The organism is Brucella daejeonensis (assembly GCF_014199265.1).
GTDB lineage: Bacteria > Pseudomonadota > Alphaproteobacteria > Rhizobiales > Rhizobiaceae > Brucella > Brucella daejeonensis.
In genome coordinates, this window is sequence record NZ_JACIJG010000001.1 from 432184 (window position 1) to 457791 (window position 25608).

Sequence of the window (25608 nt, forward strand, 5' to 3'; positions counted from 1 at the left end):
ATTCTTCGTGATGCCGGGCTGCAAAGAGCAATTTGTCTGTGTTCCGGTGCTCACGTACCTTCAAGTACGCTCCGCTCCGGTACTCGAAAATCACTCTTTTCACCACGGCCTGACGAATTTGCAACTGTGGTGCTAAAGCCCCAGACGGTCGTTCGTTTCACTTCCGCGTCTTCAAGGGCCCGTGTGACGGGTACGGTATAGACGGCAAGCTGTTGCAGCCTGTCTTTCGGCAGATAGGCGCGGCCCGGATCGCCCACGACGATGCGGGCGCCTCGTTCGGCAAGCCGCGTGAACCATGGTATGAGCCGCTCGGCGAGCGGCTTTTCATAGAAGACATCGCCTGCAAGGACGACATCCCAACCGCTGTCCTGCCCGATCAGGTCGTCCCCACAGGGATTGATGACCACGCCATTGACAGAAGCGTTGATTTCCATGGCGGGAAGCGCGAAGGGATCGATGTCCGATGCGAGCACGCTTGTTGCGCCGGCTTTCATGGCGGCGATGGCGACGAGGCCGGAACCTGACGCAAAGTCGAGCACTGTCCTGTTTTTCACCGTCTCGGGATGATCCAGAACATAGCGCGCCACACCCTGACCGCCCGCCCAGGCAAAAGCCCAGAAGGGCGGCGGAAGGCCGATTGTGGCGAGCTCTTCCTCTGTCTTGTGCCAGAGGTCGTGTGCTTCATCGGCCAGATGCAAAAGAATTTCAGGCACATGCGGCGGCGCTTGCAGACTGGTGTTGGCCAGAATGAAATCGCGCGCGCTTTTATGGGCCGGGACAAGCATCATACTTCTTTGGCGTCCAATCCGCCCATACGGCAGACTTCGATCCATTCGTCTTCCATCACAGGCTGGACCGAAAGGCGCATCGAGGTGACGAGCGCCATCTTCTCCAGCTTCGGATTGGCCTTCACATCTTTCAGCGTCACCGGCTTCGGCATGTCGCGAACCGCCTTGATATCCACGCATTCCCAGCGCGGATCGTCGGTGGTGCTGTCCGGGTGAGCCAGCGCGCAGATCTCGACGATACCGACAACTTCCAGACCTTCATTGGAATGATAGAAGAAGCCTTTGTCGCCCAGTTTCATGGCGCGCATGTTGTTGCGCGCCTGATAGTTGCGCACACCGTCCCACTGCTCGCCTTTCTCGCCACGGGCCTTCTGCATTTCCCATGACCATTTGAACGGTTCGGATTTGAACAGCCAGTAAGCCATTGCGCGCTCCTTGGTCATGGCCTCAGGCATTGGCCGGGTTGTTGATCGCCCAGTTCCACGGACGCACGGTCACATCCTGAAACAGACCGGCCAGCGCGTAAGGATCACCGGCGGCGATCTTTTCAGCGGCAGCCTCATCGGCAGCTTCGACGACAACGAGGCTGCCGTTCGGCTTGCCATCCGCGCCGAGGAAGGGGCCTGCGAACTTCAACTCGTCGCCAAGGCCCTTGAGATAGTCCAGATGCGCCGGGCGGGTGTCGAGACGCACTTGCAGATGGTCAGGCTTGTCATTGCACAGAAGGGCAAACAGCATTTTAATCCTCGGTCTTGAGTGGTCGGTTGAGAAGAGCGGTCACGGCTTCGTCGATGGTGATTTTTCCATCGAGCAATGCCCCGACGGCATCGATGATCGGTGCGGAAATATTGTGCTTGCGGCAAAGCTCGGCGGCAATCGGCGCGGTGGCGACGCCTTCGGCAAGCGGACGATTGGTCAGGTCTTCCCCGCGTCCGAGCGCCAGCCCGTAGGAATAATTGCGCGATTGCGGCGAGGAACAGGTCAGTATCAGATCGCCGAGGCCGGACAGGCCCATGATGGTTTCAGGCCGCGCGCCCATGGCCCGTCCGATGCGGCGCAGTTCGGCAAAGCCGCGAGTCACGAGCGCCGCCTGTGCGCTTGCCCCGAAGCCGCGTCCGATGGCTGCGCCCGCAGCAATGGCCAGGACGTTTTTCAATGCGCCGCCGATTTCCACACCCTTCAGGTCGCTTGTCGAATAGCAGCGGAAAGCCGGCCCCGACAGCAATGCGGCCAGCCTGTCGGCATCGGCGGCATCCTCGCAGGCGACCGTCACGGCGGTTGGAAGGCCGCGGGCGACATCGGTGGCAAAGCTCGGACCTGAAAGGGCTGCAATCCTGTGATTTGGCATGACCTCGACCACGACTTCCGACATCAGCCGTCCGGTACCCCGCTCGATCCCCTTGGCACAAAGTACGATGGGTGCGGCCCGCGGGATGAGAGCGCTCAATTCGGAAAGACCGCTGCGCATGGCCTGCGCGGGAATGACGGCGAGCACCGCGTCGGCCTGCCCTACGACCATGGCTGCATCCGAGCTTGCATTGATGCCGCCCGGAAGCTCGATCTCTCCCAGATAGCGCGGATTGCGGCGCGTGCGGTTGATGGCCTCAACCGTTTCGCTGTCGCGGGCATAAAGCCATGTGTCATGACCGCTGCCGGACGCCATTGCCGCAAGGGCGGTGCCCCAGGCGCCGCCGCCCAGAACGGCGATCTTTGTCTTCTGTCCGTTCATGCCTTGGCTCCGCGTCGTCCGGCTCCGATCAGCGGAGCCGATTTCTCGTCGAGCGGCCAGCGCGAACGGGGGGCGAGGCTGAGCGAATCGGGTGTTTGGGTCGCTGCGCGTTCGGCACCGGCCCAGGCGATCATCGCGGCATTGTCGGTGCACAGGTCGAGCGGCGGCGCAATGAAACTGAAGCCGTGTCTGTCACAAAGCGTTTCCAGCGCTGCGCGCAGCGTCTTGTTGGCGGCAACGCCGCCCGCAACGACGAGCGACGGGGTCCGGCAATCGGGAAACTCGGTCCTGAAGCGTTCAAGCGAACGCCCCACCCGGTCGGACAGCGTATCGGCGACCGCCGCCTGAAACGAGGCGCAGATATCGGCCACATCCTGATCCGACAGCGGCGCCAGTTCGGTCGCGGTCTGGCGCACGGCGGTCTTGAGGCCGGAGAAGGAGAAGTCGAGGCGCGCTTCGCCCTTCAGCGGACGCGGCAGCGCAAATCGCTTCGAATCGCCCTGAAGCGCCATGCGTTCCACTGCCGGTCCGCCGGGATAAGGCAGGCCCAGGAGCTTCGCGGTCTTGTCGAAAGCCTCCCCCAGCGCATCGTCGATGGTGGTTCCCAGACGTTCATAGTCGCCAACGCCGCGCACGAGCACCATCTGCGTATGCCCGCCGGAGACGAGCAGCAGCAGATAGGGAAATTGCAGCCCGTCGGTCAGACGCGCCGTCAGCGCATGGCCTTCCAGATGGTTGACTGCATAAAAGGGCTTCTGTGCCGCCATGGCCAGCGCCTTGGCGGTCATCAGCCCGACGATCAGCCCGCCGATCAGGCCCGGCCCCGCTGTTGCCGCCACGGCATCCACCTCGTCAAGCCTCACGCCCGCATCGTCGAGTGCCCGTTCGACCAGCCGGTCCAGCGCCTCGACATGGGCGCGTGCGGCAATCTCGGGCACGACGCCGCCATAGGGCTCATGCTCGGCAATCTGGCTGAGGACCACATTGGACAGAATCCGTCCTTCGCCGTGATCGCCGCGCTCGACAATGGCGGCGGCTGTTTCGTCGCAACTTGTTTCTATTCCAAGAATGCGCATTTGCGGTTAGACCCTGCCTGTCTCATAATTCGTTGAAAAATCCGGTATCATGGACGGGGCAATATGCAAACAGCATCCTTGAAGAATGGCACGTTGAAGATAGGTACGCGAGGCAGCAAGCTGGCTCTGGCCCAGGCTTATGAAACGCGCCGTCGTCTGATGCAGGCCCACGGCCTGCCGGAAGAAGCGATTGAAATCATTTCCATGTCGACGGCGGGCGATCGCATTCAGGACCGCTCCCTTTCCGAAATCGGCGGGAAAGGACTCTTCACCGAGGAAATCGAACAGGCGCTGACAGACGGGCGAATCGATCTTGCCGTCCATTCCACCAAGGATATGCCGACCGTTCTGCCGGGTGGTCTTCATCTTTCCGTCTTCCTTGAACGCGAGGATCCGCGCGACGCCTTTATCGGCCGCACCGCTCCCCGGCTTCTCGATCTGCCGCAAGGCGCAACCGTCGGGTCGTCGTCATTGCGCCGTCAGGCTTTGATCCGCCGTCTTCGTCCCGACCTTCAGGTGGTGATTTTCCGTGGCAATGTCGATACCCGCCTGCGCAAGCTGGAAGCTGGCGAAGTGGACGGGACATTTCTCGCCTGTGCGGGTCTGCGGCGCCTTGGGCTTGGTGACGTGATTACCGAGCTTGTCGACCTGGAGAGCTTTCCACCCGCGCCGGGACAAGGGGCCATCGGCATCGAAACACGTATCGGCGATACACGCATCGATGCGCTGCTGGAACCGCTGGCCCACCGTGAGACGGGGATAGCCCTTGCCTGCGAAAGGGCGTTTCTGGCAGCGCTTGACGGGTCCTGCCGTACGCCGATTGCCGGTCTTGCCATTGTCGACGGCGAGGCGGTTTCCTTCCACGGCATGATCCTGAAGCCGGACGGTTCGGAGGCGCATGAGGTGCGGGCGGAAGGTTCCGCTTCGGACGCTGCGGCGCTCGGTGAGGATGCCGCGGCGCGTCTGCGGGCCAAAGCCGGACCGCATTTCTTCGAAGGCTGGAATTAGATTTGGCGGGCCAGATACAGGCCGTCTCGCCTGGACGCGTTCTGGTGACGCGTCCGCAACCGGCTGCCTCGAAAACGGCCTTGAAACTGGCGTCGAAGGGATTCGAGCCGCTCCTGCTTCCGCTGAGCAGAACGGTACCGTTATCTTTCGTTATCCCGGAAGACGGGTTCGCGGCCCTGACCGTCACGAGCGCCAATGCCTTTCTCCATGTTGAAGAAGAGCGGCTGAAGCCGTTTCTTGGGCTGCCGCTCTTTGCCGTCGGTGGCGGTACGGCGTCTGCCGGGCGCGCCGCGGGGTTCCAGCAGGTGATCGACGGTGGCGGTGATGCGGTGCGGCTGGCCGCAGCCATGCGCCGCGATCTTCCGGAAAAGGCCCGCGTTCTTTATCTCGCCGGGCGAGTGCGCCAGCCGGTGTTCGAGGACGAAGTGCGCGCGGCGGGCCTCGATATGGAGACGATCGATGTCTATGACACGCAGGCGGTCTCCTATGCCCCGACAGTGCTCCGCGATCTGCTCGATGGTGCGCCTTTTGTCGCGGTGATGCTTTATTCCGGTGTCGCGGCGGAAAGCTTCGTCGAAGTCATGCAAGGGATTGAGCCGCCAATCGATGAGAAAACGCGTTTTCTGTGCATTTCGGCTCGTGTGGCGGACCGGTTGCCGCCGCTCTGGCGGGCAAATGCTCTTGTTGCAGAACATCCCGATGAGGATGCGCTTTTCCGGCTGGTTGCCAAACTTTGACTTATTTTGACGCAACCTTCCTTCATCTGCGGATTTTATCTGTTAGACTTCATCCAACCAATCGGCATTTTCGAGAGGATCCATGGCGAAACCCGGTACTCCGCGACATTCCAAAACGGCCCGAAATCCTGTGACGATCAATCTCGATCCGTCGGATGTGAAGCGAGCCGATGAACCGGCGAAGGCGACACCGGAGGCCGAACCGGTCGGAAGCTTCCCGAAACCGGCCGAGCCAAAACCGGAAGCTGCCGCTGCCGGAAAAACAGCGGGAAAAACCGCGACAGCGGATAAGCCGCCTTTTACCTCCGGCGTGAAGCCGGAAATCCACCAGCCCGCGCAAAAGAGCGGTCCGGGCGTGTCCCACCTTCTGGCGGGCGTTGCGGGTGGAGCGATCGCGCTTGGCGGCATGTTTGCGCTGCAATGGGCCAACGTCATTCCTTCCCCCGGCGCGCGGGGCACGGCGGAACAATTCGCCCAAATGGAACAGCAGATTGCCGATCTGCGCAACAATCCGACGCCAGCGCCGCTGGACGATGCCAGCCGGTCACAACTGGCGGCTCTGGAGAAAAACGTGCAGGCGGCTGAAATCAAGGCGGAAGCCGTCGCTGGGTCTTTCTCGGAGCTTCAACAGCAGTTTGCGGCTCTGCCGAAGGAAGCAGAGCCGGGAGCTATCGGCGATATGACGGGGCTGACCGAGCGTCTGGACGCGCTGGAAAGCAAGCTTACGACTGCGCAAAGCCGCGCCGAAGCGGCATCGGCGGAAGTTTCCAGTAATAGTGGAACGATCTCCTCGCTCGAATCGAAGCTGACATCGTTGCAGGAAACGATGAGCCAGTCGGCGCGTCAGCCTGACGCAACGGCGCTGATTGCCGCGAATGCGCTGAAAATGGCAATCGACCGTGGCGGTTCATTCAAGGCGGAACTGGACACTTACGCGTCGGTGGCACCGAATGACGCAACCGTCGGGCAATTACGCGCCATGGCGGATCGTGGCATCCCGACGATCGCCGATCTGAATGCATGGTTCGGTCCGGTCGCGAACAGGATTGTCGCGACGGAAAACAAGCTACCAGCCGATGCAGGCATGTGGGACCAGCTTGTCGCCAGCGCCAAGGGTCTGGTCAGCGTGCGTCCGGTTGCAGGCAATGTCAGCGGCACTGGCGTCGGCCCGACGACAGCTCGCATGGAGGCCGCGCTTCAGTCCGGCGATCTGGAGCGGGCCTTGAGCGAATGGGAACAATTGCCCGCCGATGCAAAAGCCGTATCGCAGGAATTTGCCGATCAGATGCGGGGGCGGCGCGATGCCGATACGCTGGTGCAGCGCCTTGTTGCCGACAGCCTGAAGCCAAGAGCGGCAGACGAAACCGGCGGAGCCCCGGCTCCGACCGCTCAGTAAGGGGGCGGACCAATGCTGCGCGTCCTGTTTTATCTCATTGTCGTTGCTGCGCTCGGTTTCAGCTTTGCCTGGCTTGCCGACCGTCCCGGCGAACTCGATATCACTTTTGCGGGCAACCACTATAACGTGCCGCTCATTACCGCTGTTGCAGGAATTGTCGCGCTGGTCGCGGCCATTCTCATCCTGTGGTGGCTGGTCAAGAGCATCATCCAGTCGCCCTACACACTGCGCAGGCATTTTCGTGCGCGCAAGCGCGACCGGGGCTACCAGTCGCTGTCTACCGGGCTGATTGCCGCCGGTGCAGGTGACGCGGAAGCCGCGCGCCGCATGACCAGACAGGCAGGCAAGCTGCTGAGATCCGATCAGGAGCCGCTGATCAGGCTTCTGGAAGCGCAGACGGCGATGCTGGAAGGTCGCACGGAGGATGCGCGCAAGGGGTTCGAGGCCATGGTGGACGATCCCGAGACCCGGCTCCTCGGCCTGCGCGGGCTTTATATCGAAGCGCAACGTGTCGGCGCTTGTGAGGCCGCCCGTCATTATGCGACCGAAGCTGCCCGGCAGGCGCCGCAGCTCGAATGGGCTTCGTCGGCCATGATGGGGCAGCTCTGCGCCGAGGGTGACTGGGATGCGGCGCTGAAACTCGTCGATGCGCGCAAGCAGGCGCTGGCCCATGGCAAGGACGTGGTCAAAAAGGAACGCGCCGCGCTTTTGACCGCCAAGGCCATGGCGGCGATCGACGTCGATCACGCGCAGGCAAAGACGCTGGCGCTGGAGGCAAACAGGATCGCGCCCGATCTGGTGCCGGCGGCCGTGATCGCCGCGCGGGCGCTTTTCGCCGATGGCGACGTGCGCAAAGGTTCGAAGATTCTCGAAGCGGCATGGAAGCGGTTCCCGCATCCCGACATCGCTTCGAGCTATATTTATGCCCGCGCGGGCGACACCACTCAGGATCGCCTGAAGCGCGCCCGCCACCTTGTCTCGCTGCGATCGAACAATGTGGAGGGTAGCCTCGCTCTTGCCCGCGCCGCCTATGAAGCGGGCGACTACCGTCTGGCGCGCGACAATGCCGAACAGGTTCTGCGCGCCTCGCCGCGTGAAAGTGCCTATCTGCTGCTTGCCGACATCGAGGAAGCCGAAACCGGCGATCAGGGCAAGGTGCGTGAATGGCTGGCGCGTGCCGTCAAGGCACCACGCGATCCGGCCTGGACCGCCGACGGCTATGTTTCCGAACAATGGTCGCCGGTATCTCCCGTCACCGGTCGCCTGAACAGCTTCGAGTGGAAGGTTCCCGTCGTCGAACTTGCTCCGGCTATCGAAGCGGAGAAGCCCGAAATCAAGGGCGCGGTGGAAGCAAAGTCTGACAATCCGGTCGTCGTGGTCGATTCAAAACAGGAAACCGGCCCGTCGGTTGTCACCGAAGTCGAAGATGCCGAAGTGATCGTTCCGGCCGCTGAACCGGTCAAGGCGGCGGAGCCGCCGGTGAAGAAGGTGGAAGAAGTCCGACCGCCTGCGGGCGATGACGCAATCTCCGAGGACGATGGCAGGAACGAACCCCGGCGCGCCCATATCGTGGTGGACGATCCGGGCGTCGAGGAGAGCGAAGCTCCACAGAATGCCCAGGGCGGCCTGAGGCTCTTCTGATCCCGGTCGTCTGGCTTTGGTTAAGCCCGTGCCGCGATTCCCGTGCGGCGATGATTGAGCATTTCGCAGCCTGGATCGCGCCAGCATCTTGGCGCCTGGGCATGAATCGTTGCCTAAAAACAACGCATGGCGTCTTTCCAACGATGAACGGTCTGCCGGACCGTTTGTCGCCTTGCCTGACGCAATCATCCCGTTACCTTCGGCGTTGCTAACAAACAGGTGCCGGGTATCGCCCCGGCGGAGCAGCAGCGAGGGTGAATGTTCGATCGTCTTCTGGATTTCCTGAAAGAGTTACCCGCCAACGGTTTTCGCGACCGGAGCGAAAAATTTTCCAATGACGATCCGAGACTGGCCGCTGCGGCATTGCTCTATCACATCATGGATGCCGATGGCGAAACGCGGGAAAGCGAGCGCAAGAAGCTTTCCGCAATGCTGTCGCAGAAATATGGCCTGAAAGGCGATAGTCTGAAGCGGTTGATCCGGGCGGCGGAGAAGGCCGATCAGGAAGCCGTCGACCTGTCCGATTTCACCTCGGTGCTGAAAAGACGGCTCGACTATCAGGCCCGTCTCGATCTGGTCGCCCTGATGTGGGACATGGTCTATGCCGATGGCAGGGTGAGCGAAGTCGAGGCCGATGTCATGTGGCGTGTGGCGGGGCTTGTCGGCATTCGCGAAGAAGACCGGAACTCCATCGAAACGCGGATGGGCGCAGCCAGCCGCAGCCCGTCCGCTTCCTGACCGTTCCGGCACGGCCCGATCGTTTAGGGACTAACCCCATGTGTGAAAACAAAAATCAAGGCGTGTTGCTTCAGTATAATTGAACGCAACGCACTTTAGAGCGGTTCCTGTTTTGACTGAATCGTTGGAACCGCTCTAACTATTTATTTTTACGCATTATCCTACGCAAAACCGCTTCGCACTTTTGCTGGAAATGCTCTAGGTTCGCCCCTGCAAATGCCGGGCCTTGCGCAATTGCGGGAACATCGCCGCCCAGACGATGGCGACGGCAATGGAGCCCAATCCGCCGATGACGACCGCCGGGACGGCGCCGACCGCCGCCGCCATGAGACCGGCGCGAAATTCACCCAGTTCGTTCGATGCGCCGACAAAGACCATGTTGACGGCATTCACACGGCCACGGACGTAATCCGGGGTCCATAGCTGGATCAGGGTTTCGCGGATATAGACACTGATCATGTCGGCGGCTCCGGCGAGAGCCAGCGCAATGATCGATAGCCAGGTGAGTGTCGAAACGCCGAAGACGATATTGAAGAAGCCGAAGAACCCGACGAAGAGGAACATCACGCGTCCCGCATGATCGCGGATCGGATGCCCGGCCAGCCAGACGGCGGTCAGTACTGCGCCGATGCCCGGCGCGGACCGCAGCAGGCCAAGTCCCCATGGGCCGAGATCGAGAATATCGCGCGCGTAAATCGGCAGCAGGGCCACCGTTCCGCCGAGGAGAACGGCGAAGAGGTCGAGCGATATGGCGCCGAGGACGATCTTTTCCTTCCAGATATAGCGGAAGCCCGCCAGCATGTTCGACAGCGAACGCTGTTCGGCAATTGTGTGTTGTTTGGGTTTGGGAATGGAAAAGATCAAAAACGACCCAAGCAGCAGAAAGACTGTGGCGACCGAATAGGCCGCTTCCGGTGAAATGCCGTAGAGCAGGCCCCCCGCGACCGGTCCGACAATCGTCGCGACCTGCCATGCGGACGAATTCCAGGAGACCGCGTTGGCAAAATCTTCCGCGGGCACGAGATTGACGACCAGCGATGCGGAGGACGGCCCGAGAAATGCCCGCGCCACGCCGAAAACCGCAAGTGCGGCGAAGACGATCAGCGGTTCGAAGAGCCCTGCAAGCGTGAGGCCCAGCAGCGAGGCCGTGACGATGCTTTCCAGAATGAGCGACAGGCCCATGATGAAGCGCCTGCCGAAACGGTCGGCGGCGGCTCCCGTCACCAGAACCAGCAGGAGGGCGGGAAGAAACTGCACCAGCCCGACCATGCCGAGATTGAAGGCGTCGCGGGTAAGGTCATAGATCTGCCAGCCGACCGACACGCTCACGATCTGCACCGCGAATGCGCTCAGGAAACGGGCGCCCCAGTATTTCTTGAAGGCAGAATGCCGGAATGCTGCGTAGCGATCCGCAGTAGATGCATCGGTGAAGGAGGACATTGCTCTGGACTTCTGGAGGAAAGATGCCCGTTACTTATCCCATCCTTCCCATGATCGGAATCTGTTTCTTGTGAGCGGATATGCAAGTTTGCGGGCCTGAAAATGAAAAGGCCGGTCAAAACCGGCCTTTCGCAGTCGATGTTTTCGCTCAGTCCTTGCCGAGCAGGCCCTTCCAGATGATCGCGCCGATGGCGGCACCGATCAGCGGGGCGACCCAGAACAGCCAGAGCTGGCCCAGGGCTGCCGTTTCTGCAAACAGCGCAACACCCGTGGAGCGAGCCGGGTTGACGGAGGTGTTGGTTACCGGGATCGAGATCAGGTGGATCAGGGTCAGGCCGAGACCGATGGCAATCGGAGCAAACCCGGCCGGAGCGATGGAAGAAGTCGATCCGAGAATGATGATGATGAAAAACGCCGTCAGAACGATTTCAATGAGCAGGGCTGCCGTCAGGCCGTAACCGCCGGGCGAAAGTTCGCCATAACCGTTGGAAGCGAAACCGCCCGCCGTGAAGCCTGCCTTGCCGGAAGCGATCACATAGAGCACCGCCGCCGCAGCGATAGCACCGAGAACCTGGGCAACCCAGTAAGGGATGAGGTCTTTTGCAGGGAGCCTGCCGCCGATGACGAGGCCGAGCGATACGGCCGGATTGAAGTGCCCGCCGGAAATACCGCCGACGGCATAGGCCATGGTGAGCACGGTAAGGCCGAACGCAAAGGCGACGCCGAGGAAGCCGATGCCAAGATCAGGAAAAGCCGCAGCAAGCACTGCACTGCCGCAACCTCCGAAAACGAGCCAGAATGTTCCGAAGAACTCTGCCGACAATTTATTCAACATGGAAATCCCCTGAGTTGGTGTAGCGCAACTGTCGAATGCGAATCATGCATTGAAAAATATATAATCGGATATTTCTTACGGCAATCTGGTTTAACTTGTATTAACCGATGTTTCACCGTGGATGTTTTCTGTAGTTTCAGTAAACGGAGAGCCTATTCTTTGTATATTCGTATTTGCTTTTATACATCTTCCAGATCGGGATGCGGGCTGGCGCGGAGAGGCCGGTTTCGGGGTTGTCTTTGCTCCGTTCCGACCCCGTTGCCATATTGCGGAAGCCTCCGCCGGCGCGCTATAAGCATGGGTGCTGAATGGGCGAAGCGGGCCGGAAATTGCCGATGGGCCGGTCGCTGTCGCGGGGCAGATTGGAGTCGTCAGCCTTGAAAACGCGTCTTTGGGAGAGAGAAGAAGGATTCGTCTGGCGAGCGGCCAAAATCGTTCCGCTTGTGGCTGCGCTATCGGGTTGTACGGCAACGGCATGGACGGAAAAAGTCCGTATCGATTCCACGCCAATGCCGACCGAATGCGGAGGCTGGCAGAAAATCAATCTGAAACAGCGCACGACGCTGGTTCTCCTGCGCGAAGACCCACGCCTTGTCGTCGATATAGACGCGCACAATCTCAAGGGCCGCAATCTGGGCTGCTGGGAATAGCCTCGTCTGCCCGCCGAAAGGCGGCTTGCCGGTCAGGACCTGTTTTCATGGCGCGCCGGGGCGTGTCTGCTTCGGGCGACGCCGTGCTTCCGCAAGGGCGCGCATCGTTTCACGCCTCGCCATCATGCCGTCATCTTCCTTTGCACCTTGCGCCTTTCGACCGGGGCCGAACCAATTCCGCAACGGCTGATGTTTCGGGCGACCATCATGACGGGATTTTTTGAAGCTCCCGCGGGTTTGTTTAACGCAACATTAACCATAGAGGATAAAGGTCGATCCGATATCGATGTCATCCGCGCGACTTTCGGCGCGCGGACAATCCAAGAGAAACATACCCGTGATACGTTTCGAGAATGTCGGCCTGCGATATGGAATGGGTCCTGAAATCCTGCGGGATGTCAGTTTCCATATCCCGCCGCGTTCATTCCAGTTTCTGACCGGCCCTTCCGGGGCGGGGAAGACCTCGCTCATGCGCCTTCTTTTCATGGCGCTGAAGCCGACACGCGGCCTTATCAACATTTTCGGCAAGGACGTTGCGCGGCTCGATCACAAGGAAATACCGCTTCTGCGTCGCCGGATCGGCATCGTGTTTCAGGATTTCCGCCTGCTCGACCATATGACGACCTACGAGAACGTGGCGCTTCCGCTGCGGGTGCGCGGCAAGGAGGAAGCGACCTACCGCCACGAAGTGGAGGAACTGCTGCATTGGGTGGGCCTCGGCGATCGCATGAATGTGCTGCCGCCGGTGCTTTCGGGCGGTGAGAAGCAGCGCGCCGCAATCGCGCGCGCCCTGATCGACCAGCCGGAACTGCTGCTCGCCGACGAGCCGACCGGCAATGTCGATCCGCCGCTCGCAAAACGCCTCCTGCGCCTGTTCACCGAACTAAACCGTTCCGGCACGGCCGTTATCATCGCGACCCACGACCTTTCCCTCATGGACCAGGTCGATGCGCGGCGTATGATCCTCGAACATGGGCGGCTCGATATCTATGATTGACGCAAGAAGAGCCTGGCAGCGCGCACTGGACGATATCCGTGTCCGTTTTGAAGACCTGAAGGACATGCTGCTTGTCCGCATCGGCAAGCGCAGGAAACGTCAGGGGCCGACGCCCATCGTCCCCGATGGTAGCGTCACCGGCACCGCGCTTGTGATCGTGATTGCCATCATGACATTTCTGGCATGTCTGACGATGGGGGGAGTGACGCTGGTCCGCGCCTCGGCCGCCGCCTGGCAGAGCCAGATCGCCCGCGAAGCGACCATTCAGATTCGCCCGGTCGAAGGTCAGGATATGGAGGCCATGCTGGCGCAGGCGAGCGAGATCGCCCGTGGTTTTGCCGGTGTCAGGAGCACCAGCATCGTCGACAAGGATGCAACCGCCCGGCTTCTGGAGCCATGGCTTGGCAGCGGCCTCGATATTGACGAACTGCCTGTCCCGCGACTTGTCATCGTCACCATCGATGAGAACGCGCCGCCCGATTTCGAAACCATGCGCACCGAAATAACACGGGCCATTCCAGCCGCTACGTTCGACGATCACCGCACCTGGGTCGACCGGCTCGTTTCCATGGCCCGCACGACGGTTCTCGTGGGCACCGGCGTTCTGTCGCTCGTGATCGCGGCGACGGTACTGACCGTCATTTTTGCAACGCGTGGAGCGATGTCCGGCAACGGGCACATCATCGAGGTGCTGCATTTCATCGGCGCGGAATCGAAATTCGTAGCGCGTGAGTTCGAATGGCATTTTTTCCGCACGGCCCTGAAGGGCGCATTGTGCGGCGGCGCCGCCGCCATGCTGGTCTTCCTGGTTTTCTCATGGTGGGCATCCAGTCGTATGGCCACGCCGGAGGGAGATCAGGCTGCCGCCATGTTCGGCAATTTCGCGATCGGGCGAGAGGGCTATATCGGCGCTGCCGTCATCATCATTCTGGTGAGCTTCCTGACCATGCTGACAAGCCGCCTTACGGTCATCCGGCAGCTTGCGACAATGGACGGTCCGGGAGTTCGCGCGGAATGAAGACCTTCTCCGATACCGGGGCGCTCCGCACACGATTTTCGACTTTTTCTCCGACTTCTCGCCGCATTGCCGGTTATGATGGAAGAAAAAACGAGTCGCGAATCCCGCGCGCGCTATCGGGCGGGCACCGGTCGGATGACGATGCAGTGGCACAAAGACGAACAGCAGACAGCTTACGCGCGGCAGACGTGGTCTGGCGCCGCAGCGCGGACGGCGTCTCCCTGCAAGTTTTTGCAATTGCATCCCGCGATTTCCTGTGGTCTGTCATGATGCGCATGTTCAGACGTTTCCAGCCCGTTTCAGTCTTTCTGTTTGCAATCCTTCTGGCGTTTCTCGTCGGCTTCGTCGCGTTCAGCGAAAAGGTCACCGGTATGCAGCCTCCGGTCATCCGCGAGCCTGCCGATGCGATCATCGTTCTGACCGGAGGGCAATCCAGAATCCAGGCCGCGGTCGATCTTCTGAAAGACAAGCGCGGAAAACGTCTCCTGATCAGCGGCGTGCATCCGGCGACGAACGAAAAGGCGCTGCAGCGCGCTACTCATGCGGACAAGAGCCTGTTCGATTGCTGCGTCGATCTGGATCGTTCCGCGCTCAATACCGTCGGCAACGCGGCGGAAAGCGAACGCTGGATACGCTCCAACCATTATCGTCGCGTGATCCTGGTCACCAACAACTATCATATCCCGCGCAGCACGCTTGAAATGTCGTATCGCATGAAGGATGTGGAGTTCATTCCCTTTCCCGTCGTCAACGGCGAGCGCCACGGGCGTAGCTGGGTGGCCGAAGGGGATACGCTGCGCGTGCTCCTCATCGAATATGTAAAATATCTGGGTGCGGCAGTGCGCGTGGGAACTGCGGAACTGCTTGGAATTCAGCTTGAAGAAAGCACTTTGCCGCAAACATAAACATGCAGCCCGCTTTCGATTTCCTGATGGAAATGACCGATCTTCCTGATATATCGGTGCTGTCACTTTCTGGAGAAAGTCTGGAATTCGCGTCGGTTTCCTTGCTGCCCCGCTGGGAGCAAAACCCGCGACAGGCCGGACAAGATTGATTCAGACACATACCGATTGTTATATGCATTTGCCGGCACAACTCTTTCACGCTCGCCGGACGTGCTTTAGCCAGGGTCTTCATCGACACGATGCTTCTTTATCTGCGCTCAATCTTGTTCAACGCGGCGTTTTACATATGCACGCTCGCTCAGATGATCCTCTATACGCCCTTCTATTTCCTGTTGCCGCGTAAGAAGGCCTGGATCGTGCCGAAGCTCTGGGCGCGGGTCAATCACTGGCTTCACAAGTATATTGCGGGCACCGATTATGTGATCGAAGGGCTCGAGAACATTCCCGAAGGCGCTTATATCTGTGCGCCGAAACACCAGTCCGCGTGGGACACCTATGCCTTTCTGCCCTATCTTGACGATCCGGTGCTTATCCTGAAGCGGGAACTGATGCGTATCCCTCTTTTCGGCTGGTACATCGCGAAGATGCAGATGATACCCGTGAACCGCGGCTCACGCGTCAAAGCGCTTCACTCCATCACCCAGGGCGCCCAGAAAGCGATAGCCGAGGGGCGCCAGATCCTCATCTATCCCGAAGGGACACGACGGGCGCCGGGCGCTCCGCCGCAGTACAAATACGGCATCGTCCATCTCTATGAGGCGCTTGACCTGCCTGTGGTGCCGATTGCTCACAATGCGGGTCTCTACTGGCCGCGCCGTAAGTTCCTGCGCTATCCGGGCACCATTCGCAGCCGCATCCTGCCGCCCATCCCGCCGGGTCTGCCGAAGGACGAATTCCTTCGGCGGCTGATCGAGTCGACCGAGACGGCCTGCGATGAATTTCTGGTCGCCGCCAGCCGCGATCCGAACCCTCCCCCGATGCCGCCGACCGCCGTTAAGAGACTGAACGAACTCGGCGCCTGATCCTCACAGAAATCCAATCGTCTGATCACGGTTTACCGGGCTGGGAGAACGACAATTCGCCGCGTTTTCTTGAACTTTCGTTTTTCTTGCACGCAAACCTGAAACCCGTTATCAGAACCCGACACGAAAGGACACATCATGAATATTGATGCCATCTCCATCGGCTCCAATCCTCCTGAGGACGTCAACGTCATCATTGAAGTGCCGGTTGGCGGCCACCCGATCAAGTACGAGATGGACAAGAAGTCCGGCGCTCTGATCGTTGACCGCTTTCTCTACACGCCGATGACCTATCCGGGCAATTACGGCTTCGTGCCGCATACGCTTTCGGAAGACGGCGACCCAATCGACGTTCTCGTCTGCAACACCCGTCCGCTGGTCCCCGGTTCCGTGATCAATGTCCGCCCGATCGGCGTTCTGGTCATGGAAGACAATTCCGGCAAGGACGAGAAGATCATCGCAGTTCCGTCGCCGCATCTCACGCGCCGCTACGAAAAGATCCACGATTACACCGATATGCCGGAGATCACGCTGAAGCAGATCGCGCATTTCTTCGAACACTACAAGGATCTGGAACCCGGCAAATGGGTCAAGGTCGGCGATTGGGGCGATGAAGACTACGCCCGCAAGTTCATCGTCGAAGCTATCGAACGCGCCAAGGGCAAGTAAGCGATAGCCGTCCGATCCGTCTAGAGCATTTCCAGCAAAAGTGCGAAGCGGTTTTGCGTAGGATAATGCGTAAAAACAAATAGCTAGAGCGGTTCCGACGATTCAGTCAAAACAGGAACCGCTTTAGAACAAAAACGCCCGGCAATGTCCGGGCGTTTTTTCATGCTTTGGCGGCGCCGATTATACGATCACATCATGAGCGGCAGCAACGTCGTCCACATGAACTGGCGGATGAAGAAGATGAGCAGAAGCAGGATGATCGGCGAAATGTCGATGCCGCCGAGATTGGGCAGAAGGTTGCGGATCGGACGCAGGACGGGTTCTGTCACCTTGTAGAGAAACTCGCCTATCGAAGCCACGAAACGGTTGCCGGAATTGACGACGTTGAACGCATAGAGCCACGAGAAAATGGCGCTAGCGATAATGATCCAGGTATAGATATCCAGCGCCAGATCGATGGTACGGAACAATGCGATCATATAGGTCTCCTTGGAGATTGGCACGCGGAGGCCGGAACCCGACCGGCTGGGAACGTCCCAATTCTTTGAATCTGCGCACCGTATTGTCCGGACCAGTCGGTCGGCATCGGTGCTTCAGCCGAGATGTAGCGGTTGCATGAGGCAAGAACAAGGGCATGTGTTGCAGGCAATTGAACTTCCGGGGGTTTCGCCCGGTCAGATCGGCATTGCACACGAATGCCACGCCTCGCGGCAAGGCTCAGACCGCATCATGCCTTTGCCGACCCGCGCTCCTGAAAATCAGGTCGTGGACATGCTCGAGCGCATGGTCGTGAACGCGCATATTGCGCAGATGCTCCAGCGTATTGGCGACATAATCGACATTCGCGCCGGAATCTCCGCGCGCGGAAGCGACGATGACCGCCGCATCCTCGGGCTGCAGCGACCCGGCATATTGTATATGATGGCGGTCGGCGACATAGGCGACCGCTTCGACGTCGCGGCCGTCGGCTAGACGCAGGCGAAGCCGCTTTTCGTGATAGACGTTGTTCGACATTTCACGCTCGCGCAGATAGGTCATGACCTCGCCGCTCATATTGCCGGGCACGCGAAACGCGATGCCGAGGCACGAGCCGCCAGCGTCCAGCCCCAGGACAAGCCCCGGCTGATCCGGTGTACCGCGATGGACATGGGAATAGATGCACAGACTGCGCCTGTAGCCATAAAGGCGCGCACGTACGGTTTCGACATGCGCAAAACCGGGCCGCCACATCAGCGAGCCGTAACCGAAGACCCAGAAATCGTTCATTCGCTTTTCATCAGGGAGTATGGCCATACAACGGGTATATTGCTTGAGTGAATGCTGATTTCCACCGACAATCGACGGATATCCCTCGATTTTTCTGTGCCGCCACTTCACAGGACTCTTTCCTGCCATAATATGGCCAACAGTCGGGAGGAGCAAACATATTGAGCGGGAGACTTGCTGTCGGCCCCTGCCGGCCCTCAGAGTCTGTTTGATTAATGTAAGGCTTTTTAAATGGCGCATACTGGGATGAACGTACCGAAATCCAGAAAGCGTCCCATAACGCTCATCGTTATCCTCGTTGTGCTGATCGCGGGCTACACGGCGGGCTGGTTCTATATTGCCAACCGGCTCGAAGCGCGAGCCAGGACGGATATGGCCAGGCTGGTCGCACAGGGCGTCGGCGTGAAATGCGAGGACCTTCGCATGGGCGGCTATCCATTGCAGGTCAATGTTGTTTGCGACAGCATTTCATGGCAGCGCCCGTCCGAAGGCATGTCCTTCCGCGCCGGTCGTTTTACTTCCGGCTCACCGGTTTACGCGCCGCGTTCCCTGACGAACGAACTGACGGGGCCGGCTTTCATCGAATTTCCCGGACTGGAGCCTCTGGAAATCAACTGGAGCAGGTTCACGTCCAATACACGGCTGGCGCGCCCGTTTCCGACCGATATAGAACTCGTCGCGCGCGAGGTAGCGGTCGGTCTTCGCATCGAAACCACCAGAACCGAGCCTCTCAGTACACTGGAGCAGATGAACCTCCGTATGAGCGGAGCGGGAGACAGCTTGAAGATCGACGGCCGTTTTGCCGGGCTGAAACTGGCCCAGGCGGCAATCGGCACTGCAAACAGTCCTGAAATCGACGGTCTGGCGGATATAGATGTATCCGATGCAGCGACGCTGCTGGCAAAAAGCCCGTCCCCCTTGAGGGAGCGGCTGCGCGGACATTCCGGCACCATCAACCAGGCCTTCCTGTCCATGCCCAACGGAGCCATGATTTCGGTCGCAGGCCCGTTCTCGGTCGATGAGGCCGGACTGATCGATGCGGACGTGAAGCTGACGCTGGTCAATCCGCAATCGCTGGCGCAGGCGGGGCAGACGCTATTCCCCGAGCAGGGCGGCAATATAGCGACCGTGCTTTTCGCCCTTTCAGCCATGCCGAAAGACGAAAACGGCAACCCCGTGATGGAAATTGCCGTTCGCAAGGGAAAAGTCAGCGCGGGCTTTATACCTCTGGGTCGTCTGCCGGCGCTTTGACCGGCTCGCCGCCGCGCGAGGCGGCCTGACGTCCGAAGTCGGGCGCGTCCACTTCCTGACCTGCGTCGATAATGCCGCGGCGGACCGCGCGCGTCCGCGTGAAGAGATCGAACAGGGCTTCGCCGTCTCCCCAGCGAATGGAACGTTGCAGCGAGGCAAGATCCTCCGAAAAACGCCCGAGCATTTCGAGGATGGCGTCCTTGTTATGCAGGCAGACGTCGCGCCACATCGTGGGGTCGGATGCGGCAAGGCGGGTGAAATCGCGGAAACCGGAAGCGGAATATTTGATGACTTCCGACTTCGTCACCTGTTCAAGATCGCTTGCCGTGCCCACGATATTATAGGCGATGATGTGCGGCAGATGGGACACGATGGCGAGCACCAGATCGTGGTGCTGCGGGTCCATCCGGTCAAGCCGCGATCCGCAGGCCGCCCAGAAGGCGCTGAGTTTTTCCAGTGCCGTTTCGTCCGTGTCCGGCAAGGGCGTGAGGATGCACCAGCGATTGGCGAACAGTTCCGCGAAACCGGCATCGGGACCGGAATATTCCGTACCCGCCAGCGGATGGCCGGGGATGAAATGCACGTTTTCCGGCAGTTCCGGCTGCATCTGCGCGATCACCGAGGCTTTTGTGGATCCGACATCGGTCACGATGGCGCCGGGCTTGAGGCTTGCCGCAATCTGTCGTGCAACGGTTCCAGACGAACCGACCGGAACCGAGACGATGACGAGATCGGCATCCTTGACCGCTTCCGCGCTGTCCGTTGTGTAGCTGTCGCCGAGATGCAGTTCTTCGGCACGCTTGAGAGTGTCGGCGCTGCGCGTGGCAATGGCGATATGGCCGGCGAGCTTTTCGCGCCGGATGACACGCGCCAGAGACGAGCCAATGAGGCCTATACCGACCAGTGCGATTTTATCGAAATGGATCGTGGACATCGTCTTACTTCAAAAACTCCGTAAGAGCGGCCACAACGCCGCGATTGGCTTCTTCCGTACCGACCGTCATCCGCAGCGCATTGGGGAAGCCGTAGCCCCCGACGCGACGCAGGATATAACCGCGGCTGGAAAGCCATTCGTCGGCCTTGTCGGCGGAATGCGCCGCACCGTCGGGGAAGTGGATGAGAAGGAAATTCGTCACCGACGGCGTAACGCGCAGACCGAGCTTCGTGAATTCATCGTTCAGCCAGGACAGCCACTTTTCATTATATTCGACGGACTTGACCACATGCGCGCGGTCGCGGATCGCGGCAGCGCCAGCGGCAATGGCGGCCGAGTTCATGTTGAACGGCCCGCGAATGCGATTGACCGCATCGATCACGTGCAGAGGCGCATACATCCAGCCGATACGCAGTCCCGGAAGCCCATGAATTTTCGAGAAGGTGCGCGTCATCACGACGTTTTCGTTCGACGAAACCAGCTCCAGACCCGCCTCATAGTCGTTGCGGCGCACATATTCGGCATAGGCCGCGTCGAGAACCAGAAGCACATGCCCCGGCAGACCGGCATGGAGACGGCGCACTTCCTCGAAGGGCAGATAGGTTCCTGTCGGATTGGCCGGATTGGCGATGAAGACGATCTTCGTGCGCGGGGTCAGTCCGGCGAGAATGGCATCGACGTCGATCCGCTCGTTCTTCTCCCTGACGGTGACCGGCGTGGCGCCGGCACCCAGCGTCTGGATCTTGTAGACCGCAAATCCGTGTTCGGTGATGATGGTCTCGTCGCCGGGCGCAAGATAGGTCTGGCACAGAAGGCCGAGCAGCTCGTCCGAACCGTTACCGCAGAGAATATTGGCCATGTTGAGCCCCTGCGTCTCGGCGATGGCCTGCCGCAGCGCCAGTGCCTGTCCGTCGGGATAAAGCTCGAGCTTTTCTCCCGCGTGCCGATAGGCTTCGATGGCGTGAGGGCTCGGACCCAGCGGCGTTTCATTGGAGGAGAGTTTGTAAACCTTGGCGACGCCTTCCACATGTTCCTTGCCGGGCAGATAGGCTGCAATGTCGAGCAGTCCTGCCTTGGGCTGGGGACGGGTGAGGTTCTGCGTATCGGTCATGATTTTGGCTCCGCCAAAAGGTCGATGTTAAAGCTACGCTGGCGGCATATCCCGCCGACGCTTGCAAGTCGAGAAAAACCTTGTTCGGCAGGGCCGGATGAAAGTCAGGCAGCACGATTTCACGAGATATGATGCGCAAATGTACCTCCAGCAGGGGCAGGGGTGCGGTTAAGCCCGTGCGGCGACTGAGCATTTTCAAGGCTTGGATGGCGCTAGCATCTCGGTGCCCCGGTATAACCTGCGGAGCCTCACGAGGTTTTGCGGGCCTTGGAGTTCGTCTTGCGCAATCCGCCGACAGGTGTCCCCTGCGGCGCCAGCACCGGGACGAATACGCGGCGGGACGAACGCTGGGCGACAGGCAGCCCCTGATAGAGCCGCTTCTGTGCCTCCACGATCAAAACGCCAGCGAAGAGGGGCCAGAGCCGCCGCCCCATACCCTCCAGCGCCAGACAGGGACGCATCATCCAGCGGCGCGTGGCGGGTGGAAAATACAGGGCGTCGCTCACCGTGCTGACCGTAAAGTTCGCTTCGCGCAGCAGGGTCGCAAGCTGGGTCCGGCTATAGGGGCGTCCACTGCCGAAGGGGGTATGCTCGAAGCGAGCCCAGACGCCGCGACGGTTCGGCACGACAATGACGAGACGGCCATTGGGCGCGAGAACACGCCACATTTCTTTCAGCGTTTCGGTGGGGTTTTCGGCATATTCGAGCGCGTGCACCATCAGGATGCGGTCTATGGACGAGTCGGGCAGGGGTAATTCTTCGTCGAACACCAGCGCGGTCGACGGGTTTTCCATAGAAGGCCAGGCAACGGCCCCCTGACCTGCGGGCATGAAGGCGAAAGTGCGCTCCGTATCGGCGCTGAAGCGGTCGAGAAAGGGCAGGCTGTAGCCCATGCCGACCAGCCGTTCTCCCGGTACCCGTTCCCACAGCCCGGAAAGAGCCATGCGGATGGCACGCTCCGCGAGGTGGCCAAGTGTCGTATCGTAGAATGAACGTAATTCGATGATGTCCGGGTGCATGAAAGTCACGCTATATCAAATCACGGCGTCGGGAAATGGAGAAGCGGAGCTGCGCCGAAAGGGCGAGATGCATTTTTGCGAAAGCGTGGTATAGAGCGTGCCTTCCCATAGCGGCGCGTGAATTGAAACGATCAGGAGAAGCGGCAGATGCCCGAAGTCGGTGGCAAGACGATAGAAGTGCTCTTTAACCCGGACGAGATTGCGAAGCGTAATCTCGATCTCGCAAAGGCAATTGCCGAACGCAAATTTCACAACCTGCTGACGATCTCCATCCTCAAGGGCTCCTTTATTTTCGCGGCCGATCTCATTCGCGCGATGCACGATGCGGGCGTGGAGCCCGATGTCGAGTTCATCACCGTTTCGAGCTATGGCAAGGGCACGACCAGCACGGAGGTTCGTCTGCTGCGGGATATCGACAGCGATGTCCGCGACCGTGACGTGCTTCTCATCGACGATATTCTGGAATCCGGGAAAACGCTGAAGTTCGTCCGCGAACTGATGCTGGAACGTGGCGCGCGCAGCGTCTCCATCGCCGTTCTTCTCGACAAGAGCGTACGCCGCAAGGTCGATCTCGACGCCGATTTCGTGGCCTTCGAATGTCCCGATTACTTCGTTGTCGGCTATGGCATGGATGTCGGGCACTCTTTCCGGCAACTGCCCTATGTCGGGCGCGTGATGGAATAAGCCGCCCTGCGACGGCCCTCCCGGCTCAATCGAATTTCAGCAGGCGCTGGAGATATTCCTTTTCCATCTGCGGCGTCAGCGCATTGCCGAGCTTGCGACGAATTTCATCGAGGATTTCGCGGGCGCGCTGAATGTCGATCTCGCCCGGAATCTCGACATCGTCATTGAGACCGCTTTCGCCCGTACCCTGCTGGCGGCCAAGCGGGTCACGGCCCTTGTTGCCATCGGCTCCGCTTTGTCCCTGTCCGGTCTGGCCCATGGCCTGCTGCATTTTCTGCAGCATGTCGCGTCCGCCGCGACGCAGGGCGTCGAGTGCATTGCCCTGCTGGTCGCTCGCTTCCGCACCTTCGCTGCGGCCCAGCGCGTCGGTCGCATTGCCCATCGATTTTCCTGCATCCGAAAAATCCTTACCGGGTTCTATGCCCAAGCCCTTCAGGTCGTCCATCAGCTTCTGCAGGTCCGACTGGAGATCCTTCTGTCGCTGCTGCAGCTTGCGCATGGCTTCGGCCATATCCGGCGGCACATCGCCCTGACCGTCCTGCTGCGGACTTCCGCCCATGGAACCGTCATCGCCGGGGAACAGGTCATCACCGGTTTCTCCCTCGCCATCGCTGCCGCCGAACTGGCGCTGCATTTTCTGGTCGAGGTCGAAAGTCTCGTTCATGGTCTGCTGCTGGCGGCGCATCAGTTCGCCAAGCTTGTTCATCTGCTGCTGCATCTGCCCCTGCTGGCCTTGCCCCTGACCCTGCTGGCCGGGCTGGGCCTGACCCATTTGCAGATTGTTCATCAGGTTCTGCAATTGCGACAGCAACTGCTCGGCCTGATCGCGCGATCCCTGCCGCGCCAGATTCTCGATCTGGTCCATCATGCGTTGCAGGTCCTTTTCGGTCAGCATACGCGCATTGGGATCGGGCGCGGTGCGGCGCGCATTCGGATTCTGCTGCTGGCGTTGTGCGAATTCCCGCAGGAAATCCTGCATGGCCTTGCGCAGTTCCGCCGTCAGTTTCTCGATTTCCTCCTGCGAAGCACCGTTCTGCAACGCGTTCCTGAGGGCTTCCTGAGCCTGGCGCAGGCGCCTTTCAGCAACTGAAAGATTGCCATTCTCGATGCCGAGCGCGACCTGCCACATATAATCGACCGTATCGCGCAGCGCGTCGTCGCCATTGGCGACGTGAAGGCGCGTGCGAATCGTCACCAGGCCAAGGTAATGGGCTGCGTTCCCGATGGTCTCTTCCGGGCGCAGCATGATGGCCGACAGCATGTCGAGGACGTGACCGCGCTGGGTGGTGTCGAGCGCGAGAATACGGCGCTGCTCTGCCACCGCGCGCGCAAGCGGATTGGTGAAAGGCCGCTCCGGCAGGGTGATGATCTTCGTTTCGCTGCGACCTGTCTGCCCGGCGGCGTCGGTTACGATCAGGGTAAGCGCAACCTTCTCCCCCGCCCATGGGTGCTCGGTCAGGTCTTTCGAGGTGGTCGCTTCCTTCACGCCGCGGCGCGGTAACACAAGCGGCAGTTCCGGCGCGTCATAAAGCGGTGCGGCCTCCTCGTCCTCGTCGTTATTGAGCGACACGATGTGGGCTTCGGCCTTTGCCGGCGCGTAATCGTCTTCGATCTGGTAGGACAATTGCAATGTGCCGTTCAGCGCATGGGCCGGTTCCTTCGTGAAACGGATTTTTGGCGGATTGTCCGGTGTGACGACGAATTTCCAATGCGCCTGCGTACCGGAAAGCACCAGCGTTTCATCTTCCTGCAAATCGTAGCGGAAGTTCCGGCTTCCATCGACGGCGGCCTGCTCGTTCGGGTCTTTTTGAGGGTTCGATACGCTGACAGGCTGGACATCGCGCCGCTCGCCCCTGGCGTCGGTGGCGGTCAGGCGTTCGGACCCGCCGCCAATGACGCGGACCGATAGAATGCTGCCTTGCGGCACGGTGATTGCCGTCTGATCGCGATCATTCGCCAGAGTGAGAAAAACCGGCGCGCGATCCGTATAACGGGGCGGCGTCACCCAGGCATCGACGCGGGCAATGGCAGTCGCATTTCCGGGCCGGATATGGAAGGCATCGGCAATGCGTCCGCTGTTGGGGCTGAAGCTATAGGCGAATGCCGTTACGAAAAAGAGTGCAATGGCTGCACGAAGACCGAAAGGGTCGCGTTCCGGCACACGTGGGCGTGGAAGACCGGATTGCAGGTTTCTGAGCCGTTTCGCCATGCGCTTCTGGTGTTCATGCCATAGCGCGACCGCAAACGGGTCGTGCCCGCCAGCGGCGATATCGCCCGTCTGGACGGCGAGCGGCTCATGGATGAGGCCATTGATCGCCTCGATGCGCGCGACGAGGTCCCCTTCACGGGGCAAGCGAAAGCGGAAGGGCAGATAAAGCGCAAACAGTCCGGCGAGGCCGAAGACGGCAAACACCGCTATATGCAGCCAGCGCGGCATGAGCGCGAAAAGCCCGAACCAGCTCAGGCTGATAAAAAGCGCAACCAGCAGAATCAATGGCAGCACGAGCGGCCAAAGCCGCTCGAAGCCGATGGAGAGAAAGGCACGCAGATGCAGGCGGCGCAGGGGGGCGCCGTCCCCGGAAAAAAGCCGCAGAAAACCATTCCACGCATGGCGCGGCATGTTTTTCCTGTCGCTGCTATGATCCGTCATCGGGGCTTTCCGGCGTATTTCGCGGTTACCATATCGCAACAGGA

26 protein-coding genes and 1 pseudogene are annotated in these 25608 nt (G+C 60.2%); 14 read left to right on the plus strand and 13 right to left on the minus strand.

Features of this window, described 5'->3' with window-relative positions:
• Window positions 1-134 precede the first annotated feature (134 nt).
• From FHS76_RS02025 to tsaD, 5 genes and pseudogenes are all read right to left on the minus strand, one after another.
• A pseudogene (locus FHS76_RS02025) lies at window positions 135-785 on the minus strand (class I SAM-dependent methyltransferase); the annotation flags it as partial.
• A complete protein-coding gene (locus tag FHS76_RS02030; protein ID WP_183647317.1) occupies window positions 785-1213 on the minus strand; it encodes an EVE domain-containing protein in 429 nt (142 codons plus the stop codon). The pseudogene FHS76_RS02025 and the gene FHS76_RS02030, both read right to left, overlap by 1 nt.
• A 22-nt stretch (window positions 1214-1235) precedes the next feature.
• The gene (locus tag FHS76_RS02035; RefSeq protein ID WP_183647320.1) at window positions 1236-1526 is read right to left on the minus strand and encodes a YciI-like protein; all 291 of its coding nucleotides are present in this window, start codon (window positions 1524-1526) and stop codon (window positions 1236-1238) included.
• A gap of 1 nt (window position 1527) precedes the next feature.
• A complete protein-coding gene (locus tag FHS76_RS02040) occupies window positions 1528-2517 on the minus strand; it encodes an NAD(P)H-dependent glycerol-3-phosphate dehydrogenase (protein ID WP_183647322.1) in 990 nt (329 codons plus the stop codon).
• Complete coding sequence (gene tsaD, locus FHS76_RS02045) at window positions 2514-3593, minus strand: tRNA (adenosine(37)-N6)-threonylcarbamoyltransferase complex transferase subunit TsaD (protein ID WP_183647325.1); 1080 nt, start codon at window positions 3591-3593, stop codon at window positions 2514-2516. Before tsaD ends, FHS76_RS02040 begins: the two co-directional genes overlap by 4 nt.
• 63 nt (window positions 3594-3656) lie before the next feature.
• Between tsaD and hemC the strand changes: the two genes are divergently transcribed.
• The 5 genes from hemC to FHS76_RS02070 all read left to right on the plus strand — a co-directional run bounded on the left by hemC (window position 3657) and on the right by FHS76_RS02070 (window position 9113).
• Window positions 3657-4601: a hydroxymethylbilane synthase gene (gene hemC / locus FHS76_RS02050; protein ID WP_183647328.1), complete on the plus strand. Its 945-nt coding sequence runs from the start codon at window positions 3657-3659 to the stop codon at window positions 4599-4601.
• 2 nt (window positions 4602-4603) lie between these two features.
• Window positions 4604-5338, plus strand: a complete 735-nt coding sequence (locus tag FHS76_RS02055; protein WP_183647330.1) for a uroporphyrinogen-III synthase — start codon at window positions 4604-4606, stop codon at window positions 5336-5338.
• 82 nt (window positions 5339-5420) lie between these two features.
• A complete protein-coding gene (locus FHS76_RS02060) occupies window positions 5421-6734 on the plus strand; it encodes a COG4223 family protein (protein WP_183647332.1) in 1314 nt (437 codons plus the stop codon).
• Between the two features lie 12 nt (window positions 6735-6746).
• Window positions 6747-8375, plus strand: a complete 1629-nt coding sequence (locus tag FHS76_RS02065; protein ID WP_183647334.1) for a heme biosynthesis protein HemY — start codon at window positions 6747-6749, stop codon at window positions 8373-8375.
• A 258-nt stretch (window positions 8376-8633) separates the two neighbouring features.
• Window positions 8634-9113, plus strand: coding sequence for a tellurite resistance TerB family protein (locus FHS76_RS02070; protein WP_183647336.1), 480 nt, complete (start codon window positions 8634-8636; stop codon window positions 9111-9113).
• Window positions 9114-9311: 198 nt separating this feature from the next.
• Here FHS76_RS02070 and FHS76_RS02075 read toward each other — a convergent pair whose 3' ends face one another.
• Window positions 9312-10553, minus strand: a complete 1242-nt coding sequence (locus FHS76_RS02075) for an MFS transporter (protein WP_183647338.1) — start codon at window positions 10551-10553, stop codon at window positions 9312-9314.
• Between the two features lie 148 nt (window positions 10554-10701).
• A complete protein-coding gene (gene aqpZ, locus FHS76_RS02080; RefSeq protein WP_183647340.1) occupies window positions 10702-11388 on the minus strand; it encodes an aquaporin Z in 687 nt (228 codons plus the stop codon).
• A gap of 377 nt (window positions 11389-11765) precedes the next feature.
• Here aqpZ and FHS76_RS02085 point away from each other — a divergent pair, with 377 nt between their 5' ends.
• The 7 genes from FHS76_RS02085 (at window position 11766) to ppa (ending at window position 16649) form a co-directional block, all read left to right on the plus strand.
• Entirely contained in the window at window positions 11766-12038 is a 273-nt protein-coding gene (locus FHS76_RS02085; RefSeq protein WP_183647343.1) for a hypothetical protein, read from the plus strand.
• Window positions 12039-12411: 373 nt separating this feature from the next.
• On the plus strand, window positions 12412-13035 hold the full coding sequence (gene ftsE, locus FHS76_RS02090) for a cell division ATP-binding protein FtsE (protein ID WP_235992536.1): 624 nt from the start codon (window positions 12412-12414) through the stop codon (window positions 13033-13035).
• Window positions 13028-14053 (plus strand): cell division protein FtsX, encoded by a 1026-nt coding sequence (locus FHS76_RS02095; RefSeq protein WP_235992527.1) that lies wholly within the window; start codon window positions 13028-13030, stop codon window positions 14051-14053. Before ftsE ends, FHS76_RS02095 begins: the two co-directional genes overlap by 8 nt.
• On the plus strand, window positions 14050-14958 hold the full coding sequence (locus FHS76_RS02100; protein WP_183647351.1) for a YdcF family protein: 909 nt from the start codon (window positions 14050-14052) through the stop codon (window positions 14956-14958). Before FHS76_RS02095 ends, FHS76_RS02100 begins: the two co-directional genes overlap by 4 nt.
• A 2-nt stretch (window positions 14959-14960) precedes the next feature.
• Entirely contained in the window at window positions 14961-15107 is a 147-nt protein-coding gene (locus tag FHS76_RS02105; protein ID WP_183647353.1) for a hypothetical protein, read from the plus strand.
• A gap of 90 nt (window positions 15108-15197) precedes the next feature.
• Window positions 15198-15980, plus strand: coding sequence for a lysophospholipid acyltransferase family protein (locus tag FHS76_RS02110; protein WP_183647356.1), 783 nt, complete (start codon window positions 15198-15200; stop codon window positions 15978-15980).
• Between the two features lie 138 nt (window positions 15981-16118).
• Window positions 16119-16649, plus strand: a complete 531-nt coding sequence (ppa, locus tag FHS76_RS02115) for an inorganic diphosphatase (RefSeq protein WP_183647359.1) — start codon at window positions 16119-16121, stop codon at window positions 16647-16649.
• A gap of 188 nt (window positions 16650-16837) precedes the next feature.
• Here ppa and FHS76_RS02120 read toward each other — a convergent pair whose 3' ends face one another.
• Window positions 16838-17128, minus strand: coding sequence for a YggT family protein (locus tag FHS76_RS02120; RefSeq protein WP_183647363.1), 291 nt, complete (start codon window positions 17126-17128; stop codon window positions 16838-16840).
• A gap of 238 nt (window positions 17129-17366) precedes the next feature.
• Window positions 17367-17915: a gamma-glutamylcyclotransferase gene (locus tag FHS76_RS02125; RefSeq protein ID WP_183647365.1), complete on the minus strand. Its 549-nt coding sequence runs from the start codon at window positions 17913-17915 to the stop codon at window positions 17367-17369.
• A 231-nt stretch (window positions 17916-18146) separates the two neighbouring features.
• On the opposite strand from FHS76_RS02125, the gene FHS76_RS02130 reads away from it, so the two are divergent.
• Complete coding sequence (locus FHS76_RS02130) at window positions 18147-19166, plus strand: DUF2125 domain-containing protein (protein WP_183647368.1); 1020 nt, start codon at window positions 18147-18149, stop codon at window positions 19164-19166.
• On the opposite strand, the gene FHS76_RS02135 is transcribed toward FHS76_RS02130, so the two are convergent.
• The 3 genes from FHS76_RS02135 to FHS76_RS02145 all read right to left on the minus strand — a co-directional run bounded on the left by FHS76_RS02135 (window position 19135) and on the right by FHS76_RS02145 (window position 22230).
• Entirely contained in the window at window positions 19135-20100 is a 966-nt protein-coding gene (locus tag FHS76_RS02135) for a prephenate/arogenate dehydrogenase family protein (RefSeq protein WP_183647371.1), read from the minus strand. The genes FHS76_RS02130 and FHS76_RS02135 overlap by 32 nt on opposite strands.
• Window positions 20101-20104: 4 nt before the next feature.
• Window positions 20105-21211: a histidinol-phosphate transaminase gene (gene hisC / locus FHS76_RS02140; RefSeq protein ID WP_183647374.1), complete on the minus strand. Its 1107-nt coding sequence runs from the start codon at window positions 21209-21211 to the stop codon at window positions 20105-20107.
• 248 nt (window positions 21212-21459) lie between these two features.
• Complete coding sequence (locus tag FHS76_RS02145; RefSeq protein ID WP_183647493.1) at window positions 21460-22230, minus strand: class I SAM-dependent methyltransferase; 771 nt, start codon at window positions 22228-22230, stop codon at window positions 21460-21462.
• A 147-nt stretch (window positions 22231-22377) separates the two neighbouring features.
• Here FHS76_RS02145 and hpt point away from each other — a divergent pair, with 147 nt between their 5' ends.
• On the plus strand, window positions 22378-22914 hold the full coding sequence (gene hpt / locus FHS76_RS02150) for a hypoxanthine phosphoribosyltransferase (protein ID WP_183647377.1): 537 nt from the start codon (window positions 22378-22380) through the stop codon (window positions 22912-22914).
• Window positions 22915-22939: 25 nt separating this feature from the next.
• On the opposite strand, the gene FHS76_RS02155 is transcribed toward hpt, so the two are convergent.
• Window positions 22940-25564, minus strand: a complete 2625-nt coding sequence (locus tag FHS76_RS02155) for a TIGR02302 family protein (protein WP_183647380.1) — start codon at window positions 25562-25564, stop codon at window positions 22940-22942.
• Between the last annotated feature and the right edge of the window lie 44 nt (window positions 25565-25608).

Bases quoted from the DNA above. Each gene is read 5' to 3' on its own strand.
- hemC (WP_183647328.1), top strand. From the start codon at position 3,657: ATGCAAACAGCATCCTTGAAGAATGGCACGTTGAAGATAGGTACGCGA.
- hisC (WP_183647374.1), bottom strand. From the start codon at position 21,211: ATGACCGATACGCAGAACCTCACCCGTCCCCAGCCCAAGGCAGGACTG.
- FHS76_RS02110 (WP_183647356.1), top strand. From the start codon at position 15,198: ATGCTTCTTTATCTGCGCTCAATCTTGTTCAACGCGGCGTTTTACATA.
- FHS76_RS02035 (WP_183647320.1), bottom strand. From the start codon at position 1,526: ATGCTGTTTGCCCTTCTGTGCAATGACAAGCCTGACCATCTGCAAGTG.
- FHS76_RS02130 (WP_183647368.1), top strand. From the start codon at position 18,147: ATGGCGCATACTGGGATGAACGTACCGAAATCCAGAAAGCGTCCCATA.
- FHS76_RS02100 (WP_183647351.1), top strand. From the start codon at position 14,050: ATGAAGACCTTCTCCGATACCGGGGCGCTCCGCACACGATTTTCGACT.
- FHS76_RS02075 (WP_183647338.1), bottom strand. From the start codon at position 10,553: ATGTCCTCCTTCACCGATGCATCTACTGCGGATCGCTACGCAGCATTC.
- ppa (WP_183647359.1), top strand. From the start codon at position 16,119: ATGAATATTGATGCCATCTCCATCGGCTCCAATCCTCCTGAGGACGTC.
- FHS76_RS02155 (WP_183647380.1), bottom strand. From the start codon at position 25,564: ATGACGGATCATAGCAGCGACAGGAAAAACATGCCGCGCCATGCGTGG.
- tsaD (WP_183647325.1), bottom strand. From the start codon at position 3,593: ATGCGCATTCTTGGAATAGAAACAAGTTGCGACGAAACAGCCGCCGCC.
- FHS76_RS02145 (WP_183647493.1), bottom strand. From the start codon at position 22,230: ATGCACCCGGACATCATCGAATTACGTTCATTCTACGATACGACACTT.
- FHS76_RS02120 (WP_183647363.1), bottom strand. From the start codon at position 17,128: ATGATCGCATTGTTCCGTACCATCGATCTGGCGCTGGATATCTATACC.
- FHS76_RS02040 (WP_183647322.1), bottom strand. From the start codon at position 2,517: ATGAACGGACAGAAGACAAAGATCGCCGTTCTGGGCGGCGGCGCCTGG.
- FHS76_RS02105 (WP_183647353.1), top strand. From the start codon at position 14,961: ATGCAGCCCGCTTTCGATTTCCTGATGGAAATGACCGATCTTCCTGAT.
- hpt (WP_183647377.1), top strand. From the start codon at position 22,378: ATGCCCGAAGTCGGTGGCAAGACGATAGAAGTGCTCTTTAACCCGGAC.
- FHS76_RS02125 (WP_183647365.1), bottom strand. From the start codon at position 17,915: ATGAACGATTTCTGGGTCTTCGGTTACGGCTCGCTGATGTGGCGGCCC.
- FHS76_RS02060 (WP_183647332.1), top strand. From the start codon at position 5,421: ATGGCGAAACCCGGTACTCCGCGACATTCCAAAACGGCCCGAAATCCT.
- ftsE (WP_235992536.1), top strand. From the start codon at position 12,412: ATGGGTCCTGAAATCCTGCGGGATGTCAGTTTCCATATCCCGCCGCGT.
- FHS76_RS02030 (WP_183647317.1), bottom strand. From the start codon at position 1,213: ATGGCTTACTGGCTGTTCAAATCCGAACCGTTCAAATGGTCATGGGAA.
- aqpZ (WP_183647340.1), bottom strand. From the start codon at position 11,388: ATGTTGAATAAATTGTCGGCAGAGTTCTTCGGAACATTCTGGCTCGTT.
- FHS76_RS02135 (WP_183647371.1), bottom strand. From the start codon at position 20,100: ATGTCCACGATCCATTTCGATAAAATCGCACTGGTCGGTATAGGCCTC.
- FHS76_RS02095 (WP_235992527.1), top strand. From the start codon at position 13,028: ATGATTGACGCAAGAAGAGCCTGGCAGCGCGCACTGGACGATATCCGT.
- FHS76_RS02065 (WP_183647334.1), top strand. From the start codon at position 6,747: ATGCTGCGCGTCCTGTTTTATCTCATTGTCGTTGCTGCGCTCGGTTTC.
- FHS76_RS02070 (WP_183647336.1), top strand. From the start codon at position 8,634: ATGTTCGATCGTCTTCTGGATTTCCTGAAAGAGTTACCCGCCAACGGT.